This window comes from Marinobacter sp. (assembly GCF_041595835.1).
Classification (GTDB): Bacteria; Pseudomonadota; Gammaproteobacteria; order Pseudomonadales; family Oleiphilaceae; genus Marinobacter.
This window is the reverse complement of sequence record NZ_JBFHJO010000036.1, coordinates 1-20,538: the sequence shown is the minus strand read 5'-3', so window position 1 is coordinate 20,538 and position 20,538 is coordinate 1. Positions and strand designations below refer to the sequence as shown.

21 protein-coding genes are annotated in these 20,538 nt (G+C 53.8%); 13 read left to right on the top strand and 8 right to left on the bottom strand.

Annotation, left to right across the window (positions count from 1 at the left end; genetic code table 11):
• Positions 1 to 26: 26 nt before the first annotated feature.
• The 5 genes from ABYA77_RS11425 (at position 27) to ABYA77_RS11405 (ending at position 4,400) form a co-directional block, all read left to right on the top strand.
• Positions 27 to 299, top strand: coding sequence for a ComEA family DNA-binding protein (locus tag ABYA77_RS11425; RefSeq protein ID WP_372966102.1), 273 nt, complete (start codon positions 27 to 29; stop codon positions 297 to 299).
• A 104-nt stretch (positions 300 to 403) separates the two neighbouring features.
• Positions 404 to 1,348: a DMT family transporter gene (locus ABYA77_RS11420; protein ID WP_372966101.1), complete on the top strand. Its 945-nt coding sequence runs from the start codon at positions 404 to 406 to the stop codon at positions 1,346 to 1,348.
• 73 nt (positions 1,349 to 1,421) lie between these two features.
• On the top strand, positions 1,422 to 2,078 hold the full coding sequence (locus ABYA77_RS11415) for a GntR family transcriptional regulator (RefSeq protein ID WP_372966100.1): 657 nt from the start codon (positions 1,422 to 1,424) through the stop codon (positions 2,076 to 2,078).
• A gap of 172 nt (positions 2,079 to 2,250) precedes the next feature.
• Positions 2,251 to 3,270 (top strand): DUF6160 family protein, encoded by a 1,020-nt coding sequence (locus ABYA77_RS11410; RefSeq protein ID WP_372966099.1) that lies wholly within the window; start codon positions 2,251 to 2,253, stop codon positions 3,268 to 3,270.
• A gap of 182 nt (positions 3,271 to 3,452) precedes the next feature.
• A complete protein-coding gene (locus ABYA77_RS11405) occupies positions 3,453 to 4,400 on the top strand; it encodes a YbgA family protein (protein ID WP_372966098.1) in 948 nt (315 codons plus the stop codon).
• 78 nt (positions 4,401 to 4,478) lie between these two features.
• Here ABYA77_RS11405 and ABYA77_RS11400 read toward each other — a convergent pair whose 3' ends face one another.
• From ABYA77_RS11400 to ABYA77_RS11370, 7 genes are all read right to left on the bottom strand, one after another.
• Complete coding sequence (locus ABYA77_RS11400; RefSeq protein WP_372966097.1) at positions 4,479 to 5,492, bottom strand: rhodanese-related sulfurtransferase; 1,014 nt, start codon at positions 5,490 to 5,492, stop codon at positions 4,479 to 4,481.
• Positions 5,493 to 5,645: 153 nt separating this feature from the next.
• Positions 5,646 to 6,377, bottom strand: coding sequence for a DsbA family protein (locus tag ABYA77_RS11395; RefSeq protein ID WP_372966096.1), 732 nt, complete (start codon positions 6,375 to 6,377; stop codon positions 5,646 to 5,648).
• Positions 6,378 to 6,441: 64 nt separating this feature from the next.
• Entirely contained in the window at positions 6,442 to 7,938 is a 1,497-nt protein-coding gene (locus ABYA77_RS11390; RefSeq protein WP_372966095.1) for a DUF5666 domain-containing protein, read from the bottom strand.
• Positions 7,939 to 7,969: 31 nt separating this feature from the next.
• A complete protein-coding gene (locus tag ABYA77_RS11385; protein ID WP_372966094.1) occupies positions 7,970 to 8,842 on the bottom strand; it encodes a DUF6502 family protein in 873 nt (290 codons plus the stop codon).
• A gap of 77 nt (positions 8,843 to 8,919) precedes the next feature.
• Complete coding sequence (locus ABYA77_RS11380; RefSeq protein WP_372966093.1) at positions 8,920 to 10,353, bottom strand: DUF5666 domain-containing protein; 1,434 nt, start codon at positions 10,351 to 10,353, stop codon at positions 8,920 to 8,922.
• 218 nt (positions 10,354 to 10,571) lie between these two features.
• Positions 10,572 to 10,916, bottom strand: a complete 345-nt coding sequence (locus ABYA77_RS11375; protein WP_372966092.1) for a chaperone modulator CbpM — start codon at positions 10,914 to 10,916, stop codon at positions 10,572 to 10,574.
• Positions 10,917 to 10,928: 12 nt separating this feature from the next.
• Positions 10,929 to 11,906, bottom strand: a complete 978-nt coding sequence (locus ABYA77_RS11370; RefSeq protein WP_372966091.1) for a DnaJ C-terminal domain-containing protein — start codon at positions 11,904 to 11,906, stop codon at positions 10,929 to 10,931.
• A 252-nt stretch (positions 11,907 to 12,158) separates the two neighbouring features.
• Between ABYA77_RS11370 and ABYA77_RS11365 the strand changes: the two genes are divergently transcribed.
• The 6 genes from ABYA77_RS11365 (at position 12,159) to ABYA77_RS11340 (ending at position 17,481) form a co-directional block, all read left to right on the top strand.
• Entirely contained in the window at positions 12,159 to 12,851 is a 693-nt protein-coding gene (locus ABYA77_RS11365) for a DUF3348 family protein (RefSeq protein WP_372966090.1), read from the top strand.
• On the top strand, positions 12,848 to 14,719 hold the full coding sequence (locus ABYA77_RS11360) for a DUF802 domain-containing protein (RefSeq protein ID WP_372966089.1): 1,872 nt from the start codon (positions 12,848 to 12,850) through the stop codon (positions 14,717 to 14,719). The genes ABYA77_RS11365 and ABYA77_RS11360 overlap by 4 nt, the downstream gene beginning before the upstream one ends.
• Positions 14,719 to 15,378, top strand: coding sequence for an OmpA family protein (locus ABYA77_RS11355; protein WP_372966088.1), 660 nt, complete (start codon positions 14,719 to 14,721; stop codon positions 15,376 to 15,378). Before ABYA77_RS11360 ends, ABYA77_RS11355 begins: the two co-directional genes overlap by 1 nt.
• Entirely contained in the window at positions 15,371 to 15,979 is a 609-nt protein-coding gene (locus tag ABYA77_RS11350) for a DUF2894 domain-containing protein (RefSeq protein ID WP_372966087.1), read from the top strand. Before ABYA77_RS11355 ends, ABYA77_RS11350 begins: the two co-directional genes overlap by 8 nt.
• A 107-nt stretch (positions 15,980 to 16,086) precedes the next feature.
• Positions 16,087 to 16,584, top strand: coding sequence for a DUF2780 domain-containing protein (locus tag ABYA77_RS11345; RefSeq protein ID WP_372966086.1), 498 nt, complete (start codon positions 16,087 to 16,089; stop codon positions 16,582 to 16,584).
• 30 nt (positions 16,585 to 16,614) lie between these two features.
• On the top strand, positions 16,615 to 17,481 hold the full coding sequence (locus ABYA77_RS11340) for a patatin-like phospholipase family protein (RefSeq protein WP_372966085.1): 867 nt from the start codon (positions 16,615 to 16,617) through the stop codon (positions 17,479 to 17,481).
• A 34-nt stretch (positions 17,482 to 17,515) separates the two neighbouring features.
• Here ABYA77_RS11340 and ABYA77_RS11335 read toward each other — a convergent pair whose 3' ends face one another.
• Positions 17,516 to 18,205: a VIT family protein gene (locus ABYA77_RS11335; protein WP_372966084.1), complete on the bottom strand. Its 690-nt coding sequence runs from the start codon at positions 18,203 to 18,205 to the stop codon at positions 17,516 to 17,518.
• Between the two features lie 157 nt (positions 18,206 to 18,362).
• Here ABYA77_RS11335 and ABYA77_RS11330 point away from each other — a divergent pair, with 157 nt between their 5' ends.
• A complete protein-coding gene (locus ABYA77_RS11330; protein WP_372966083.1) occupies positions 18,363 to 19,532 on the top strand; it encodes a hypothetical protein in 1,170 nt (389 codons plus the stop codon).
• 13 nt (positions 19,533 to 19,545) lie between these two features.
• Positions 19,546 to 20,088 carry a hypothetical protein gene (locus ABYA77_RS11325; protein WP_372966082.1) on the top strand — a complete coding sequence of 181 codons (543 nt, stop codon included), beginning with the start codon at positions 19,546 to 19,548 and terminating at the stop codon, positions 20,086 to 20,088.
• Positions 20,089 to 20,538 lie beyond the last annotated feature (450 nt).

Sequence of the window (20,538 nt, the reverse complement as noted above, 5' to 3'; positions counted from 1 at the left end):
CGTTATCTGCAATCAGGATGTCACCAATGAAAAACGCCTCGATTATTGCCGCTATTGTTCTGCTCTTCAGCCTGGTAACCGGCTTTGCTCACGCCAGTGAACCAAGCACTATCAACATCAACGTCGCCGACGTAAGTACCCTTTCTACATTAAACGGCATTGGCGAAAGTAAAGCAGAAGCTATCGTTGCTTACCGCGAAGCCAATGGCCCTTTCACCTCCACCGAAGAGCTGGCCAAGGTAAAGGGAATTGGCGCCCGTACCGTTGAAAAAAATGCTGAACGCATCTCCGTAGAATAAGCCTCTCCGGGGGCATCCCCTGCCCCCGACCTCCCGCCTATGGCGTTGCTTGCCAGCCACTGATACCCTTCTCGGTCAACCACTACCAAGACTGGCTGTTTCCAATGATTCAAGGCGTTCTTTTGATTGCGCTGGCATCGCTGTTTTGGGCCACCACAAGCATTGTTGCCAAGTTCCTGTTCAACGGTACGGAGCTTGAACCCATCACCCTCGGCTTCCTGAGATTGATTGTGGCTTTACCGTTTTTCTGGCTATTAATGCGCCGGGAACAACGCCAGCTTCGCCGTGTTCATCCCGGAGAAAAAGCTTCAGGGAGTTCTCTGAGGACACTGGGGTGGAGGGCCCTGTTACCCCTTGCCGCCCTTGGCCTGTTTCAGGCCATCTATCAGGGCAGTTACTTGCTGGCGGTGGACCTGACAGGCGCAGGCATAGCCACGCTGATTTCTCTCTGCCTTCCACCGGTTATGGTCGCCATTCTTGCTGCCCCAATACTGGGCGAGAAACCAACGCTGCTGACCATACTGGCAGCCATTGGAGCCATCGCAGGTACCGCTATGCTGGTCGTCAGTGATATAGATACTGCCGGCACATTAAGACTTGCAGGCCTTCTGATGGCCCTGCTTGCCTCAGCGGTTTACACCGGATTCACGCTCACCAGCCGATACAACTCGGCCGGCACACCGGTTTTTACCACTGCGTTCATCTGCTTTCTTACCGCTGCAATTCTGCTGCTACCGGCGGTGATGATCGGAGACGGATTCTCCGGCATTAAAACCATGGAGTTCAGGCATTGGCTGATGGTGGGCTACATTGGCGTGGTGCCCACCTGCATTGGCTATGTGTGCTTTTTCACAGGCATGAAAACAACACCAGCCACCTTATCCAGCATCATCGTTACTTTAGAGCCCTTATTTGTGGCCCTGCTGGCCTGGCTGTTTTTGGGAGAAATTCTTGGAGCCACAGGCATTGCCGGAGCTTTAATTTTGATTGTGGCCGTTATTGTTGCCTCACGTTATGGCAACATGACCGGAGCCAACCGCAAGGGCTGAAGCTGGCATGTGCTAAACTCGGCGCCACTTTGCCCTTACGGGCTCGAACCACCAGATCAGAGAGTCCTCAAGCATGGATTTTCAGGCGCCTAATACCCTCGCCGAACAGATTGCCAACTACCTGGCAGAGCGCATCATGACGGGGCAGATAAAACCCGGCCAGCGCATCCAGGAAGCCAGCCTGGCAAGCGAACTCAAAGTGAGCCGGGCCTCAGTCAAAGAAGCACTGTACACTCTTGAGCGCTGGCATCTCGTGGAAATAACTCCGCGCAAAGGTGCTTCTGCCACTCAACTGAATGCCGAATACGCTTCTGAACTTTATGATGTGTACATGCATCTTTTGATCATGCTCGCCACTCGTCTGTGCGAGCGCTGGCAAGAATCCGACAAGCCCTCTGTACTGGCGGCCGTAAACCAGGCTGTCTCGCAGATAAAACAACCCGGGGCAGACATTGCCGCCGTGGTTGAGGCCAGCTTTGGTGTTATGGATGCCTGCTGCGAGGTCGTCAACAACCCTTACCTCACAGAAGCCCTTTCCAATTTCAAACCAGCTGTGAGCAGAGCCTACTACCTGAGTGCCGAACGCTACCGTCAGGGGCTTACCCAAACCAGCCAGTTTTTCACGGAACTGCCACCGGCGGTACTTGAGAGAGACACTGCCAGAGTGCGGGAACTCATCCAGAGCTTTGCAGAGAACCAGAAACAGCTTATCCACCAGGCGTTGGCGTAAAACCACCGTCTACATTGAGAACAAGATCACAGATTGACAGCCCTCCCCGGCCTAAAGTAACACTGTGTAACAATTAACCGCCGCGGCTTTGGTCTCGTTGTCCCTGCGGAATGTCAGGTTGAACGTATGCACTTGAATAACAAAAATAATCCGTCGAAAAACCGAGGCCAACATGTTTTCCAACGCCCGCTATCGTTTCAGATTACCCACTGCCTGCCTGTGCCTGCTGGGCGGAACGGCTCTCGCGCTGCCCGCCGCCGCAGATTTCAGGCCGATGGATGACTCTTCGCTGTCATCCGTTACCGGGCAAGCCGGTGTCACCATCGAGCTGGAAACCAAACTCAACATCGACAGCTTAACCTGGACTGATGAAGGGGCTCTGAGCGTTAACGACTTACGCCTGTCCGGCCACGGCGACACAGCACTGGATAACATGAAACTCACCATCGACATCGCCGGAGATGGTGAAGTGCTTGAACATGGTTTCTCAGAAATTGCCCGCCGTGCAGCCGCAGGCCAACTGGACCCCGGCAACCCCGATGTAGCTGATGCTCTGGCCAGTTATTCCGTTGGAGGAAGTTACGGCAAGGCATTCAACAGCGGTGATCTGGTTATCCACCTGGGTGCAACAGACTACGGCGACCCCACCAACCTGAATGATTACCTGCAGGCGGTAGATTTCGAATTAGCCGTTGGCAGCGTTACCACAACCGGCACAGAAGGCAGCTCCAACCTTTTCTCCAACATCTTGTTGCAGGGTTACGTTGGCCCTACAGATCTTGTGATCCGGAATGGCGGCACCTCTACCCGCACGCTGGCGAATGGCAATACGGTTTCAGGCTCTGAGATTCAGTTAGACACTCATTTCGAGATCACCAACGGTAGCCTGGACTGGGAAGCCTCAGATCTCATTTTGCTATTCAACTTCGCAGCCGTAGGCATTGAAGGTTTGCAAATACATAACCGCCGGGGCGACGACACCCTGGGCCACTTTGGCATGGCCAGTGTGACCGCCAAGCTTTCTCAAGGCACCAGCGCGGGTTCAGGAAAGAGCGGCCTTTCCATTCACGACGTTGATTTCCGGGCCGATATAGACATGCCCGTGTTCAAGATCGGTGGCACCAGCATTGGCTCGGTTCAGTTCACAGACTTCGCCATCAAAAACACCACCATGATGGTGTACGGCCACTAAAGCATAACCCTCTGTCTGCATGGTCCAGCGCTGAATATGAAATAAAGCCTGGGCCAGCGTATCCCCCCTCCCATACCATTCTCAACATCAAGTCACCACGATAGCCAGTGGCAGTTCTCTGTGATCGGTTTACACTGTCCAGACGTACCCTGAAGTCTTCGCAATTTATAATGGAGCACACAGTGACAGGTATTCCAGTTGGCATAAGTGCCTGCTTACTCGGCAAGGAAGTTCGCTACGACGGAGGCCATAAGCATTCCCGTTATTGCACACAGGTATTGGCAAAGCACTTCGAGTTTCGTTCTCTCTGCCCGGAACTGGAAGCTGGCCTCGGCGTGCCCCGGCCAGCCATTCATCTGAGAGAACACGAAGACGGGCTGCGCCTGGTAGAAAACAAGGGTGCGGGAGACCATACCGAAGCCATGCAGGCGTTCATTCAGCAAGCGTTACCCACACTGGGTGAATTGCGCGGCTACATTCTGATGGCCAAGTCTCCCAGCTGCGGAATGGAACGAATCAAAATCCACGACGCCGATGGCACCTTTATGAACCGTGACGGGCGAGGCCTGTTTGCCGATGCCCTGATCAAGGCATACCCCTTATTGCCGGTTGAAGAAGAAGGGCGGCTTAACGATAGCGTATTGCGGGAAAACTTTATCGAACGCGTCTTTGCTTACGATGACTGGATGCAGAATGTCGCTGGAGAGAACTTAACCAAACACTCGTTATTGGATTTCCACAAGCGCTATAAATTTGCCCTGCTTGCCCATTCAGAAAAGATCTACCGCCAGCTTGGCCCCCTGCTGGCAGACCTGAAATCCGAACCTATTGCCGATATAGCAGACAAATACATCCACAGTTTTATGAAAGCCATGACCCAACAGGTCAGCAAAGGCGCCCATGTGAACGCCATGAACCACCTGCTGGGCTACCTGAAAACTGACATGAGTGCAGCAGACAAAACTGTGCTGCTAGAGCAAATTGACGCTTACCACCGGGGAGAAGTACCACTGGTAGTACCCATGACCTTGTTACGCCTGGCCCAGCGGCGGGAACCGGTGGACTATTTAAGCACCCAGAAATACCTGACCCCGTACCCAGACGAACTGGGCCTGAGGAACAACGTATAAACAGCCAGATTACAAACAAAAACGGGGCGGAGGATTAAACCACCCGCCCCGTTTTTCTGGCTTGAGCTAAAATGACGTTCAGGCCGACTTGCGGGAGCTTTCCCCTTCCTGACTTTTCCGAGCCTGGCGTTCGCGTTCGGCTTTTTTCTTCGCTTTTCGCTCAGCAATCACTCGTGCAGCCTCACCACCTACGTGTGCTTCTCCACGTTTTTCAGCCAGGCGAATCTGAAGCTCACGCTCTTTGAACCGGGCCTTCTGTTCTTCGGTCAGGGAATCAATGCACCGGTGGCAACTCACACCCTGCTCGTATTCCGGGCGCTGCTTATCGTCTTCGGTAATCGGTCGACGGCAGGCGTGACACTGGTCGTAATCGCCTCGCTCCAGGTTGTGATTCACGGTCACCCGGTCATCAAACACAAAGCATTCACCTTCCCACAGAGTTTGCTCCTGAGGCACTTCTTCCAGGTATTTCAGGATACCGCCTTTAAGGTGGTAAACCTCCTCAAAGCCCTGCTCTTTAAGGTAAGCCGTGGACTTTTCGCAGCGGATGCCACCGGTGCAGAACATCGCGACCTTTTTATGCCTGGCCGGGTCCAGGTTCTGTTTTACATATTCAGGGAACTCACGAAAGGTGTCGGTTGCCGGGTTGAGGGCGTTTTTGAAGGTGCCAATCTCAACTTCGTACTGATTACGGGTGTCTACCAGCAATACTTCCGGATCAGAAATCAGGGCGTTCCACTCTTTGGGATCAACGTAGGTGCCAACCACTCGCTTGGGGTCGATACCTTCAACACCCATGGTCACGATTTCTTTCTTGAGTTTGACCTTGGTGCGTTTGAACGGCTGAAACTCTACAAAGGATTCTTTGTAGTCGATGCCATCAAAGCGGTCGTCACTGGCAATCCAGGCCTTGACTGCATCAATGCCTTCGCGGCTGCCCGCGATGGTGCCATTGATGCCTTCACGGGCCAGCAGCAAGGTGCCGTGCACGTCTTTGTCGAGCATCAGGTTGAGCAGAGGGGCTCGTAGATCTTTGTAATCGTTAAGAACTGCAAACTTATAGAGTGCGCAGACAACAATGTTATTGCTCATAAATTTCTCCTGCGGGCCGGACCGTAAATCCGGAGCATGGCTTGATAACTATCACGGGAGGAATACCGCGAGGGGGCAGAGTTTAACGAACTCTGGGATGGGTTCAAGTAAGGACTGGCCGCCCCAGGATAACCTGTGCGGCCTGATAACCCCTTAGTCTTCGGTTTTGTTCAGCTCACGCTCAACAACTGCCGACAACTGGCCCCAGCCCGGGCGGGTCAGCCGAATGTTATCGACCATCACCGTTGGCGTGCTGGTCACGCGCATTTGCACGCCTGCCTGCAGGCTTTGTTCTATGGTTTCTTTATGCAGTTCGGTGGTCATGCAGCGGCGGAAGCGTCGTTCTTCCAGACCAAGATCACCGGCGTAGCGGGTGAAGATGGCCACAGGGTCGTTAGTGCCACTCCACTGAGGCTGGGAACCAAACAGCTTGTCGTGCATTGCCCAGTATTCACCCTGATCGCCGGCACAGCGAGCAGCCATAGCCGCAGGCATGGCATTCGCGTGCTGGCGCAAAGGCAGGTCGAAGTACACAAAGCGGACTTTACCGGCTTCAACATATTCTTTTTTCAGGCGCTGGCTGGCTTCAGAGAATCTGGCACAGGCCGGACATTGGTAATCCGCAAATTCCCGGACAACAACGGGAGCATCCTCTGACCCTACGGAGGTGCCGAACTGGTCAAGCATTGCCGGAAACTCACCCGTCTCAGGCGTTGCTACCGGAAGATCGTCTGAGGTAGGTGCTGGCGGGCGGGCCAGAAGGTACACCGCGGCGACAATGACCAGCACCACAACTGCGGCGACAGCGATCAGCACTGGCTTTTTGTTTCCGTTTTTACGCGGCGCCGGGGCGCCAGACTGCTTACGTCTTTTTGCTTCACCCATTATGGGCTCCTGTTGATATTTAATGGCAGGGAACGAACTTCCCTTTGGTGCTCGCTGATCTGAGTCAGTCGTCTTCTTGCTCGATTTCTTCTGCGACATACCCTTCTGGGGACGTCTCTTTGCTGTATTCCACTTCAATTAGTGGGCTCGCGCCACTGTCGACAAGGCTTTTCAGTTCTGCGCAGTCATCATCAAAAGCATCTGCACCGACAAAGGTCATGGCGACATCAAGCACACGAAGCGTTCCGTGACAATCAAGGTGAGTCAACCTACCGGTTAACTCGTATTCCTGATCAGCCTGATCTCCAGCTTCCCGCTCTATTTTTATGGCCTCAATGAACACACCATCCGGGCCGGATTTTTCAATACCATCGACTTCCAGCTTAAAGATTCCGTTCAGGCCAGAAAGCCCGATTCGCTGATCACTGTCATCATCAACAATGATGGTGTTCGATGTCACCTGCACCAGCACACCACCAACCCGGAATGTTTCGTTGCTGAAATTGATGCTGTTGGTATCAATCAGGCCTTCAACACTGGCTTCACCTTCCCGCACTTCTATTTCTTCTGCGAGAACCGAACCATCTTGCTGAAACTCACCTTCAACCTGAATGAGGAGACCTTCAATAAGGTCAGCTTTCGTCAGGCCATCATCAAACTCCGTATTACCATCAACCCGAACGGTCAAACCGTTAATCCCGAAGGTACCGGATGCCGCGCTATAACCGTGCTCTACCGGCCCGGTAAACTCGGTATCAGTGCCGCTGGCTGGCAGGTATCGGCGCGTATCACCGAGGCTTAACTCTTCAGCATTCAAAACACCGCCAACCATTTCGCCTTCGGCCTCAACCAGGAGAAGGTCTTGCAGGTCAGCTTCGGTCAGACCATTCCGGAATGAACTGTCACTGTATGAAATCTTCTGGCCTTCGATAGTGAATTCGTTAAGGCTTGTGTTCAGTGAACCCTGCTCCACTCTACCCTCAATTTCGATATCTGAGGTATCACCGCTGATCACTCCCAGATAACTGGCACGATAGCTGCCATCCGTCTGGCGCCAGCCGCTCACTCTGACGAGCGTTCCAGCCGGCAGAGACGTCAGATCCGTCAGGGTCGTCTTGTTGAGAACCGTTTGTCTGTCTGCAGTTATAGACTGACCATAGATTTTGAACGTTACACGTTCTACTTCACCATCCGGGGCCAGAATCTCCTGAACATCCGACACAACGCCTCGGAAGGTGTCGTCATACTCGACTAAATCCGCTTTGCCCTGACCGTCCTGACTCCATTCACCTTCGATGCGCAGGATCATGCCTTCTTTAAGTTGCCCCTCACGATCAATGCCGTCATCACTGACCACTACGCCATCGGTCTCGAACTTCACACCATTCACAAACACACTGCCAAAACCAGACACAGGCCCTACGCTGGAGCCCGTGCCACGGATCCCCCCATCGGCAACATAAGTGTCTCCGGTACCGCCACCGCCACAGGCACTCAGCACCCCGAACGCCAGGGGGGCAATCAACAGAGACAGACGTTTATGGAATTTTGCCAACTTCATTATGGTCTCCTGCCAGCCGTCCGGGCCGGTTTTAATCGTCAGATTGGGCTGAATCGGTGGCACTGGCCGCCTGAATCGGATCTTCGAAATAAAAAATGCCAACCCCTGTTCGTACACGCTCTCCGGCATTCTGGCCATCTGGCACCCGGGCAAGGTCCTGGTCGAAAGGCCCCAGCCACTGGTCCAGATCTTCAAGCAAGGCCTGCGAACGCTCAGCCGAGTATTGCCGCCAGCGCTCGATAACTTCCGGCGGGATATTGTCGTAGGTGAGTGTTCTCTGAAACAAAGGCAATCGAGCTTGCGCACGACTCTCCAGGTTATGGTCGATTGTAGCCACAAGATCAGAAACATCTTCTCCGAAGATCTGAAGCATTTCTTCACTGTCACCGGCCGGAACATAAGCTCTTTGTTTCAGCTGGAGTTTGCCGGTTTCAGCATCGACCAACACCACCCCGACCCGAAGCAACTCATCCAGCACTGCCCTGGGCGGCATGTCACCACTGTATTTCCGAACCAATTCGGTGAAACTGTCAGCGCCTTCAAACTTCAGCATTGCAGGCTGCCCGTTGGCTGCCTGAAAAACACTATCATGCACCCACCCGGAAACAACCCTGGAAGCCCGGTTAGCGTGGGAGCGATCTTCCCGAACCGAATTCTGACCCGCCAGAATGTCTCGCTGACGCTTGACCTCTTTACGAGTCAGCCCGGTCATCACCGCAGCCCTGGAATCTGTGGGTTTGCGTTTTCCATCAGAGAAATCTTCTAACGCGGCTTCCACATAGGCACGCTTTACCAGCTCAGCAAATTCGCCGAACGGGACACCATTGCGCAGCAGCAATCGAGCCAGAGGCCGCAGAATGCGGAGCAGTGCTTTGTGCAGAGAAGTGGGAGCAACATTATTCATGTTTGGGATTGTATTCCCATACCCATCCTGAAAGCCAGAAAGGGCCACTCAAAGGCAGCCCTTTCTTAGTTCGGTGTTTAATCATCAAGCTCGTCAATAAGAACAAACTCGCCACCATCGTTCTGCTGGTACTCGGCTTCCACATCATCACCCACCTGAACACCACCTGCGCTGAAGCCACCAAGCAGAATGTCCAGGTTCATTATTGTGATCGATGTGTCGCTAATGGCATCAACCCGGGCTTCAATTTCAGCACTGGTTTCGTCGTCACCATCTTCACGCTCAATGACAAAAGCTTCCAGATACCCTCCATCAGCACTGCGCTGACGCCCTTCAACTTCCAGGTAATCGCCAATGCCGAAGGCATTGATATCCTGCACGCGGCTGTGGCGATCATCAGAGTCGTCCTCAATCAGAGTGCCGCTACTCAACTTGACCCGCACCCCACTGACCACAAGCGTTTCATTGGTCAGATCAATGCTCTGAACCCTGCCACTCAGCTCTGCATCGCCTTCTTTGCCTTCAATTTCATCTGCCAGCAAAACGCCATTCCGAAATTCACCTTCAACCTTCAGGTAAATGCCATCCTGCAAGCTGCTGACACTGATATCATCAAATTCCGTATCACTGTCATACTGCACCGGTACGCCATTGATCAGGAAGGCTCGCGCCGAACTGTCAAAGCCGTACAGGTCACCGGAAATTTCCGCGTCGTCTTCGTCATCAAACAGGCTGTCTTCGGTGTCTATTTCTTTTGCCATGAGAAGGTCACCTTGCAGACTGCCTTCCACCTCCACAGACATCCCGTTTGCCAGATTGTTCAGGTCAAAGTCCTCATCACCAATCGCCAGCTGGTAATCAATGTTATAGCCGTTGATGGTGAAAGTCCGGGCAGCGGCGTCAAGGTTCGCAACACGCCCTTCTATTTCAGCGTCATTTTCGCCGTCGAACGTCTGACCAATCACTTTGGCCCCAACGTAGCTTGCTTTGAACACACCGTCTTCCGCAGGCCATCCACTGACACGCACACGATAACCCGCCGGGTGAGCCGCCAGCTCATCCGGCGTTGCACCGCGGAATACGGTCTGGCGGTCCAACTCAACGGTCTGCCCCAGTATTTCCAGTTGACCGGTTTTAGTCAGGCCATCCCAGTTTGCGCTGGCCAGTGGCCCCCGGAGCGTATCGTCGTAGGCCACATCGTCGGCACGACCTTCACCAAGTCCATCCCAACTGCCGCGCACTTTCAGAACCATGCCTTTATGCAGCTGATCTTCACGTTCGATGCCATCGTCGCTGGTCACGCTGCCGTTGGTTGCGAATCGAGTGCCGTTCACATAAACACTGCCAAAGCCGGTAACGGCGCCCACACTGCTCCCCTGACTGCTGGCACTTACAGAAGCCACATCAGCCGAACCAGAACCAGACCCAGATCCACCGCAGGCAACCAATGACCCCGCAAAAGCACCAACCACAACCATCTTCACTGCAATAAATAGCCCGTTACGTTTCATCTTGATTCCCCTGATTTTCAGTTTTCAGTAACCATTCATTTAATTTTGGGATTATTTTCCCAAAACATTTATTGGGAAAATAATCCCAAATTATGAGTTTGTCCAGTCATTGAAGGTTAATATTCTGAAAAAACGAGGAGGAAAACCGATTAGGCAACGCCAGAAGCGGGAAAAATATGAGCCACCGGGGTAGCCTCCAAAGAAACTACCCCAAAGGTTTAGTCACCCATAAGCTGATGAACCCGCTGGTTCAGTCGCGCTACTTCCCGGCGCATTTCATGAAGTTCATCCAGAAGGTCCAGCGATACCGCCAGCCCCGGCAGGTTGAGCTTCAGGTCTCGCTGCAGCCGCAGGGCTTTTTGCAGGCGGCTAAGCGCATCTGCATCGAACTGCCACTGGCGGGCTTCCTGAACGTCCTCGATGGGAACAAGGATGCCGTAGTTCACCAGTTTGATGACAAACTCGGCGTGACAGTTACCTCGCTCGCACACTTCTCTCAAAGTAAACGTGCTGCCGCTGGTATCGGTTATCTCCACGGTTAAGATCTGGTCTTTATTGGTCATATCTACCCCGGCTCACAGATGCAGTTTTTTACGTGGATTGAAGTTCTTTTCCAGTTCGCCCAGCTTTTCATAAAGCTCATTAGCCTCAGCGGAGTGTTCCTCTGGCATAACCACCTGAAGAATCACTATCTGGTCTCCCGGGTGCTTGCCAGGGAACCCCTTCCCTTTCAGTCGCAGCTTGCGGCCACTGGAAGAGCCCTTGGGCACTTTCACATTCACTTTTCCGCCCACGGTTGGCACCGTAATGGTTGCACCGAGTGCAGCCTCCCATGGCGCTACCGGAACCGTTATCAGGATGTCTCCGCCTTCAACCGTGAAGTGAGGATGGGGCGCGAGCTCTATTTCAAGGAACAGGTCTCCGGCCTCACCGCCACCGATACCGGGTGCCCCCTGACCTTTCAGCCGAATGTGCTGACCATCACGCATGCCGGCCGGAATTTTGACTTTCAGCGTTTTCTGCCGTGGAATCAGCCGGCCCTGATCATCCGCATCACGTACGGTGAAAGAGACCTGCTTATCACAACCATGCATAGCCTCTTCCAGGAAAAGCGCAAGGCGGGCATGCACGTCTTCACCGCGCATTTTTACGCTCTGGCGATAACCGCCACTCCCGAACCCGCCGCCCGCTGATGAACCGCCCCGCCGGGCACCACCAAACATTTGCTCGAAGAAGTCACTGAACTGGCCGGCATCGGCTTCGGTATAGCCACCACCACTGAATCCGGATGCACTTTGCCAACCTGGAGGTGGCTGGAACGAACCATCGTCCCGGGCTCCATACTTGCGTAGCTGATCGTACTCAGCCCTTTTTTCAGGGTCTTTCAAAACTTCGTAGGCTTCACCCACGTTTTGAAACTTGTCTGTGGCATCGGCTTCTTTGCTGACATCGGGGTGGTATTTTCGCGCCAGCTTCCGGTAAGCCTTTTTAATCTCCGCGGGTGTGGCCGACTCACTCACACCCAACACGGCGTAATAGTCTTTAAAGTCCATGGAGCCTCTCACTGTTGGCCAAAGATTCACTTCACTCTATTACTATTGTCTCTTGCAGTAAAAAAACAAGGTGGCACTGAACATAGCTGGCGCGAAGAAGCATCCGCCGAGTAGCTGCCACAAGCAATACAGAATGAGCTGAAACCTTACCGTACAGCCATTACCATTCCCCAAGGATAGACAGTAGAATATCGCCGTCTGAAAACCCGAAAGTCTTCATCTACCCAATCCCCTTATCCGGTGTGCCGCCCCATGACTCAATTGGCTTCTGTACAATCCGGCAGCCCTCATGCCCGGCTACTGCAGCTTCTGGCCAACGGGAATGCAGCGCATAAGCCTGACACTCTGCCCTGCTTCGCAGAGCGCCTTAGCCGCCTGTTCGGGCTTGGGGACACCATGGTTCTGGATGCCGCCATTGCCTTCCGAACCCGACAGCCCGGCACGTGCCAACAGCCCGTGTTTGACCGGTTAACACAAGAGCTGGCCAATACACGCAGGGCACTGATTCGCAAAATTAACAGCTACGGTGATGACATCCGGCCAGACGGAAACGTCGAGCCCGAGCCATATCTGAACGCCTGGCTGGTACAGCAACGCAAAGTAGCCGCCAGCAGCCGGCAGTTGCGGGATAAAGTCCGCAAGGCAATGAAAGAACACAATCAGAATCTCGCACGGCTGGCGGAGCTGGATTCCGTGTTTGACCACACCATGGCCGGATACACCGGCCAGTGTTTTTCCCATATTTCCAAGGTTCTGGAGCAGCGATTCCAAGCCCTACAGACACCCTCTGAGCCCACCCAGAATACCGGTACATCCTCCGGTGACTGGCTCCACCGTTACTGCGAAGACGCGCAGAATCTTTTACTCGCTGAACTGGATGTTCGGCTGGAGCCTGTATTGGGACTGCTTGAGGCCTGCCACAATGAGGTAACACATTCTCCATGAGCAGACTTTTCTTCTTTCTCGCTTTTGCCACAGGCCTGGCCGTGGTCGCCTGGATTGGCCAGCGCTTCCTGGGCTCTGACCTTCTGGCCCTGTCGGTAACGGTTATTATTGCCTTGGTTTACGCCCTGGGCTTTGCCGAATTGATGGGATTTCGCCGTACAACCCGGCAAGTGGCGCAGCGGCTTAACAGCGCCCCGGAAAGCCGTGAGCAGCTTACAGACTGGCTCTCCGGCCTGCCAGAGCAGGTTCAGTTTTCAGTACAGCGGCGCATTGACGGGCATTTTTCTGCCCTGCCGAGCCCACAACTCACTCCCTACCTGGTCGGCCTTCTGGTTATGCTCGGCCTGCTGGGTACGTTTGCCGGTATGATCGTCACCCTGAGCGGCGCAGCCTCTGCACTGGACGGCAGTACCGAACTCAGCGTTATTCGTAGCGCTTTGGCTGCCCCGATTGCCGGGCTGAGCCTGGCTTTCGGCACCTCTATTGCCGGCGTTGCCGCTTCCGCCATGCTGGGGCTGGCCTCAACCCTCAGTCGACGTGAACGTTTACAGGTTTCCCGCCAGCTGGACAAAACCCTGCGCCAGAGACTGCACCACTTATCGGCAGACTACCAGCGCCAGCAAGCCTTCCAGGCACTGGAGTCTCAGGCAGAAGCTCTGCCCCGGATGGCGTCAGCGATGGAAGCCATGACAACCCGCATGGAACAGTTCGGCCAGCAACTGGAACAATCCCTGACCCGAAACCAGCAGGAATTCCACACCACCGTTGGCAACCACTATCAAACCCTCGCAGGGTCCGTGGCAGCGTCTCTGGAGAAGGCCCTCGACTCCAGCACCCGCCTCACGGCTGAGCGCATAGAGCCGATTGTCACCAACGCCATGACGACCTTGCAATCCAGCGCAGGTAAACTTCATGAAGACTGGTCGGCCAGCACCAGGCAGCAACTGGCAGAGCTGGCCGAAACCTTCCAGAAAACCACGGAAGAAGCTGGCCTGAACTGGCAGCAGAACCTTCAAGCTCAACAACAAGCCTCAGCTGAACACAATCAGGCCCTGCAAGAAACCTCTCAGCAGGCGCACAAACAATTACTGGCTCAAGTGCAGCAAGCCACAGAGCAAACCGCGCAACACTGGCAAGCCGGTGTTGCACAACAGCAGAAAACCGCAGAAAAACTGATAACCAACCTGCAGAGCACCCTGCAGGAATACCAAAACCATTTCCGGGAAGAAAGCGCCAGACTTGCCAGCCATCAGCAACAAGGTCTGGACGCACTCATCAACCGTATCAGTGAACAACTCACCACTTTGCACGAGCAAGAAGCCACCCGGGGCGAAGCCGCCGCACAAGTCCTTTCCCGGCTGCAAACCGAGATGGCCCGCAACAGCGAACGGGAAAACCAGTTACTGGAAGAACGCCAGCGGCTGGTACAAGAGCTCGGCAGCCTTCTGGAATCCCAGCGCAGCAATGCAGACAATCAGCGCCAGGCCGTAGACGCTTTAATCAGCGGTGCCGGAGAAACCCTCAGGGGCATCAGCGAACGCTTCAATCTGCTGATTCAGGAACAGAGCCAACAGCTCGGCAAACTGGGCGAAGACATCAGCGGAAGCAGCCAGGAAGTGGGCGCCCTCAGCGAAGCTTTCCAGCAAGCCGTAGAAGTGTTCAGCACCTCCAATACCCAGCTTCAGGGAAGCCTGACCAGCATCCAGAAAGCTCTGGAGACCGCCAGCAGCCGCCATGATGAACAGCTGGCTTATTATGTTGCTCAGGCCCGGGAGGTCATCGACCTCTCAGTCAGCTCTCAAAAAGACGTTATCGACGCCGCAGCAGCCCTCCACAAGGGTTCGTCTGAGACAAGCGGAGCCAACTGATGGAACACCTGGAGGACAACGAACAACAGTCCACGCCGATATGGGCTATTTTCTCTGATCTGATGGCCGCTCTGGTGGGTATTCTGGTGCTGATACTGGTGTGGGTTATCGGCGTTCAGCTGGAACTCAGCCAGTCTCTGGCAGAAGAAAAGGCCAGGCGGGAAGCAGAAGAAGGGCGTCGGATTGCGCTGGAGCAAGCACTGGAAGACCCTCTTACCAAAGGCCTGGTAACCTTTCGGAATGGTCGTATTGGTATCAGCGGTAACGTGCTGTTCGAACTGAACTCGGATCAGTTGCAGGAAGACGGTGTGGAGGTACTGGAATCTCTGGTTACGCCACTGCAAACCTACCTGACCCAGCACGATGAACTGCTGATGGTCAGTGGCTTTACCGATGACCTGCCCATGCATAGTGGCAACCGGTATCAGGATAACTGGGGGCTGTCGGCTCAGCGAGCCCTGACGGTCACCCGTACACTCATGGAACTGGGCCTGCCCAACGACAGGGTTTTCGCCGCTGCCTTTGGCCCCCATCACCCGGCCGTGCCCAACGTGGATGCTGAATCCCGGGCCCAGAACCGGCGGGTTGAAATCAGCACCGTCCCCAGAGCGCCCGAGACACCCGCGAAAACCCGCTCAGGAGCCGATACCGATGCCTGACGTGGCGGAGACCAGCGCCCTGAACCTGCAACTCGATGGCCTCCGGGCGTCTGGCGCAGAACAGACAGACCCGGTTCGCTTCCGTTTTCTGGAAGCTCTGGCACAACGCCTTAGTGCAAAGGGTCTTCAAAACACCCGGCACTGGCAGAACCTGGAACAGGCTGTGGCCGATTATCAGGCCAGGTGCGAACTGGCGGATCAGCCGCCCATATGCGCAGAGCCTCGCGCCCCATCCCCGCTTTCAGCTCTGCTGGACCAGCTCAACCAGTCTCAGGCGACACCGACAACGCCCCCCAGGTCTGAGTTAGAACAGTTGATTTTCGGACTGCCCGAAGCGCATTCCGGGGCCACGTCATCCGCCACGCCCCAGCCCCTGAAAGCCATGGCCCGGGTAAAAGCTGACCACAGTGTTCAGGTCCTGCAGGAGCGTCTGCACCATGCCATCGAACACGCTCCTGAAAACGCCGGCCCCATGAACGCCCACCGGCTGGTCAGCCGGGCGATTGCAGAAATGCAGAAACTGTCGCCAGAGTATCTGCACCGGTTTGCCAACTACACCGATACCTTGATGGCGTTGGAAAAACTGGGGCGAAAATCCTGACAAGGATGTAACGAAAAAAACCGCTTATCGCGGTTTCCACCACTTTTATTTTGCCCATCATCCCTAATATATTAAGAAACCTCTTGCCCACCCTTCAGGAAGTAATAATGAACGAGATTCTCAAAAAGTTCCTTTTCGTTTCAAGCATCTATCTTTTCGCACCTACCGTGGGTGCTTTCAGCCTGAACGACACTATCGCCAGCGGAACACAGGCCCTTTCTTCAGCCACAGAAATTAACGGCGAAGCACAACAACTGGTGGGGCAGCTTTCTGGCCAGCTTGACGTCACTGAATCTCAGGCCATTGGTGGCACCAGCGCTTTATTACAACTGGCAAGCAGCGAACTTGGCACCGGCGGCATGAACGCCCTCACAAGCCAGGTTCCGGGCCTGTCCAGCCTACTGGGCGGAAGCAGTGGTTTAGGTGGCAGCCTGCTCTCCGGCATTTCATCCATGGACGGAGTTCAGTCGGCCTTCTCTGCTCTGGGCATGGACAGCTCCATGATCCAGCAGTTTGTCCCGATCATCATGGGATTTCTGGGTGACCAAGGCGTTGGCTCTTCATTACTTGGCCAGCTACAAGGACTCTGGGCGCCGGCCAGCTGAGTTATCCGGCAACATGCATATACTCCCCTCATGAAGCTTAACCCCTTTAATACCCGCATTGGTCTGGCTCTGGGGGGTGGTGCTGCCAAAGGCATTGCCCATATTGGCGTTTTAAAGGCGTTCGAAGATGAACGCATTCAGATTCACTGCATTTCAGGCACCAGTGTTGGCGCACTCGTTGCCAGCTATTACGCTTTCGGCCGACCTGTAGAATCCATACTCTCCATCGGTTCAGAACTGAACCTGTCCATGATTCTCAACTTCACCTTCCAGCGCGGCGGGCTGTTCAGCACCAATGCCCTGAGAGAAATGATCTTACGGGATCTCGGAGATTGCCGGATCGAAGACGCAGATATTCCACTGGCCATCTGCGCAACGGATGTTGAAACCGGTAAACAAGTCGTATTCAGAGAAGGGAACCTGGCCGAAGCCGTCTGCGCCTCCATGGCAGTGCCGGGTCTGTTTGTACCGGTAGAAGTGGGGGGGCGGATTCTGGTAGACGGCGGGCTGGTTGAAAATGTCCCTATTTCACCACTAAGGGATATGGGTGCAGGCATCACTGTAGCCATCAACCTGAGCCATGTCAGCCGATACCCCAAACCTGAAGACACGCTTGATGTAATCAGCAACTCCATCAACATTGCGATCGATTTCAACACCCGAAAGCAGCTGAAAAAAGCAGACATAGTGGTGCCGCTGGATTTAAGCGATTACAGCCTCACCAACAACGCCCAACGTGCGCATGAGCTTTACATGGAAGGCTACTATCCCATGAAGCACAAAATCCGCCGTGTACTCTGGTACAAGCGGATGAATGTTCTGATCAATCTGATAAAAGCTGTCAGAGAACTATTACCCCTCAAGGTACCCGAGATTTTAAAAGGCCGTAAAAGCTAACCCGACATCAAGACTGAAGCCGGCCAGCAGCCTTTCAGACACCAACCCCGAAAAGCGCACCAACGCCCGCCGTTAATGCCATAGCCAAGGCCCCCCAGAAAGCAACCCGCATTGACGCGACCAGAGCAGGAGCTCCGCCTGCTTTTGCGGCCAGTGCGCCCAATAACGCAAGAAACAAAAGCGAGCTCCCTGACACCGCCCACATTAGCCTGGAAGCAGGAAACAACAGAGTGATAAGCAGCGGAAGGCCCGCCCCCACTGAAAATGCGCCGGCAGACGAAAACGCCGCCTGAATGGGACGAGCCGTCGAAATTTCTGAAATGCCCAACTCATCCCGGGCGTGTGCACCCAACGCATCATGCTCCATCAGCTGAGTTGCCACCTTTGCAGCAAGCGATGGATCTAACCCACGCTCGACATAAATTGCCGCAAGTTCTGCATGTTCCTCTCCCGGAGCAGTCGCCAGCTCTTCACTTTCTATAGCAAGGTCAGCTTGCTCCGTATCGGCTTGAGAGCTGACAGAAACATACTCCCCGGCAGCCATCGACATAGCCCCTGCAACAAGGCCAGCAACACCGGCAATTAACACAGACTTGGGATCGGCTCCGGCTGCGGCAACACCCAGAATAAGGCTGGAAGTAGAAACAATGCCATCGTTTGCTCCAAGCACCGCAGCGCGCAACCAGCCGATCCGTTGTGTCCGGTGTTGTTCAAAATGGCTCATACAATGCTCCAGACAATAAAGTGACAAGAAACAGCCTGACACTCAGCAACAGGGCTGAACTCAGGCCTTCCATAAAACACGCTTCCTGCTTAAAAAAAACAGATCTATATCATTTTTCATGCAATACTCGATGTTTCCAAATTATAAACAGCCGTAAATGACTTACTTTAAGCGAATAACTTGCCTACTGGCTCTGGCCCTGTCCATTAACGGCTGCAGCAGCAACAAAAGCATTCAGTTCGAGGGGGAAGACCTCGAAAAGCCCGCATATGACGGCACCCTGGCTCGCGTCTCTATTTTCGGAATTTCTGACGGTTACGGCGCCACTGATGACGATACTCTCAGTGAGTTGCAGGCCATCGCCAAAGAAAAAATCCAGGCAAACAAAAACCTTTTCAGTGGCTCGGGCAACCAGTTATATACACTGAAAATCAACTCCTCAGTTGCAGAAAGCGGCATTAAGTGCAAAACAACCAAGCTCAGTCATACGACTGAGGGCACCCTTAACACCAACTTCATCCTTGCGACACTGGAACGACACCCCCGCACATTATTCGATGTGGATATCGAGACAAAAGGCCACCACGAAACCTCAGTCATGTCTGATATCGAAAATATCGTCAATTGCGGAACCCAGACAGCCATTGCCACAGACGCCATCTCCAGAAGCATCCGCATATTTGATCTTCTGGTGAAACAAGCCAATGGCATGGACGTAACCCATGATCTGGAAAAAGTGAAAAGCGACGAAGACCTTGAGGGCGGCGCCATCGTTATGAGAGTGGTCACTGGAGCTCTCTATGCCGTGGTTGTGCCTATCGGAGTAACCGTCGAAACCATCGCAGAAACCGACTGGAGCGACACCATTTCTGCGGCGGCAAAAGCCGCAAACAACTTGCCAGCCGCAAGCTATGATCCACTGGCAATCAACAACAGCACGCCAGCCTATACCATGACCCCTCCCTCACCTGTGCCAGCCATCCAGACTGGACCTACGCAACCACAAAGCTCACCTTCCGTCAGGGCAACACAAAGCAGCCTGCAAACGCAGCCCGCCCCCAAAGCGACTAAACCTGCGCCGAAAACGGTGACAACGGAAATCCAGACCAGTGGCACCACTAACATGCACTTTCCTTATGACCAGGCCCTGAACCTGGCGACAACCAATGCCGACACCCAGGCCAGACAAGAATGCCGGGAGAATTACAGGGGCAAAATAATCACCCTTAGCGACCCGAACATGGTAAGAAAAGAGTGCACCGCAAACCGCAACGACGAATACCGTTGCGTGGTTCAAATCACCCACACTTGCGAATACAAACAGTAAAAGGCCAATTCGGATGAAATACCTGCTACTCGTGGTTCTGACACATTCATTACTCGGATGCGCGATAGCATTCCCACCCAGTGATGAAGGCATCAACCCCCAGGCAACAACGGGCAAGCAGAGCATCTACATAGCCAGCACCAACGAAAGCGACCCTTCGTGCCATGACAAGACACTTATCGAAGAACTGAAAAAACGCTTTGAGTTGCTGGATTACATCGAAGCAGACACCAGAGCCAGTGCTGATCTGGCTATTTTTCTTGAGTCGGAATGTCGCCTGGAGCAAAACGGCGCAGACATGGCTACAGCCATCCTCCCCTTTGCCTCCTTTTTCATCCTGCCGATTACTGCAACAACCGAATATCATGTTCGTGTTGCAGCACATGAATACGGCGTCCCGGCAAAAGACTACTTTTTCGATGGCAGCAGCAAAGTGCTGACCCATCCCTTTTACTTTGGAAACTTAGTGAGTGAGCACAAGGATTACGTCGATCAGTCTACGCCAGCCATGAGCAGCAGAATTATCAACGCCCTTGAGGACGACCATTTTCTGTAGGCTATGGGGCGAGCACTTCAAAAGGCTGAGAGGCCAGTACATCCAGGCCTTCTTCAGCGCTGATCAGCTCTACCTGGTATTGCCCCGGAGGCCAGCCACGAGGATACCGAAGCCAGCCTGACGGCCAAAGCGCCGAACGTTAGTAGCTGAATTGTGACTGGTCTTTCGAGGGAGGCTAGCAAACTGCGAAATGGAGGTAAGGCGGAATAAGCAATATTATATTAGTAACTTTTACGAAAAATGACGAAGCCACACTAAGATATGCAAGATAAAATCTTGTCACTTAAAGCAGCCACGCCATCACTAATAACCTACATATTAATTACACTTTAAGTTTTTAGCTGTATCTCGGACCAATCCGTTGTACGCATATATAGTCCAGTCTACGGTTCCTTTCCCGTTACGTACTTTATCGTTACTTAAGGAACACTTGTCGCTGTAATTTGATGG